2 protein-coding genes are annotated in these 1,147 nt (G+C 45.5%); both read left to right on the top strand.

The window, feature by feature from the left end:
• The first annotated feature begins 57 nt into the window (after positions 1 to 57).
• A complete protein-coding gene (locus ACFWBN_RS40035; RefSeq protein ID WP_041052969.1) occupies positions 58 to 882 on the top strand; it encodes a poly-gamma-glutamate hydrolase family protein in 825 nt (274 codons plus the stop codon).
• Position 883: 1 nt separating this feature from the next.
• Positions 884 to 1,147, top strand: a 264-nt coding sequence (locus tag ACFWBN_RS40030) for a hypothetical protein (RefSeq protein WP_385186763.1), incomplete at its 3' end; no start/stop codon positions are given.

Raw genomic sequence — 1,147 nt, 5'->3', positions numbered from 1 at the left:
GCTAACGCATTTTATATTTTGAAAATTCAATAAATTTAAAATGGAGAGTGATAAAAGGTGTTTATCAATCAAAATAGAATAGTGGGAGCCTCAAAAAAGGGTAAGGGGGCAGAGAAGGCGAGCTTTGGCGGGCCTGACCTTCTCTACCTAGTACCCCGCAAAGTAGCGGAGTGCCGTAAGTATAACATGCTGCGGTTTTGTTTTTCAATGCTACTTGTGCTATCCCTTGTGACAATCGGGTTAAACAGTGCTATGGCAGCGGATCAGTACCGGAATTTTGAGGAATTGCAGGCTAATGAAGATCCCGTGAATTACAACATATTCACGCGAGAGCTTGGAACGTCTGTCCTAATCTTTGCGCCTCACGGCGGCGGGATTGAGGGTGGAACAAGTGAGCTTGCCAGGGAGCTAAGTAAATCTTATTCCACGTATCTATTTGAAGGATTGAAGGCATCAGGAAATACATCTTTGCATATCACTAGCACGAATTTTGATGAGCCTCAAGCCCTTGAACTATTAAGCCAGCATGATTTCACGTTGTCGCTACATGGCTATGCTTCAGATGAAAAGCATATTTTAGTAGGTGGGACGGATCAGGAAAATGCAGGGAAACTCACGGAAACCTTGAATGCTGCGGGCTTCTCAGCTGAGTTATTGCCGGAGGGTGCAGCCTTATCCGGTACAGATCCGGCGAATGTCGCAAATAAGAATAGAACCGGAATGAGTATCCAGCTAGAAATAAGCACCGGACAGCGGCGGGCCATGTTCGATACGTTTTCACTAAATGGCCGTGAAGTCTCCAAAAATGAAACGTTCTACCGGTTTACGGATCTCCTTTCCGACTTTGTTAATGCGAACGTAAGCAGAAAGGCGGGTGCTTAATATGGGCGCTGTTGAAAGCTTACAACCGATGTATTATTTCATTAACTTTGACGAATGGGGTATAAATCCGAACTGTGAGAACGCGGAAGCAACAACACAAGGCTTTAACGATGCTATCCAGCACGCGGCCAAGAATGGATATTACGGCGTTTATATTCCTGGTGGCCGTTTCCTGATTGATCCCGTTAGTAAGTTCGGGAGCTTGCCGGAATACGGCGGCGGGGTTCGCGGAGCTTCAAACCTGAAAATAAAAATGTCAAAAACA

Origin of the sequence: Streptomyces sp. NPDC059989 (assembly GCF_042736975.1) — a bacterium.
Lineage (GTDB): Bacteria > Actinomycetota > Actinomycetes > Streptomycetales > Streptomycetaceae > Streptomyces.
This window is presented reverse-complemented; position numbering and strand designations above follow the sequence as displayed.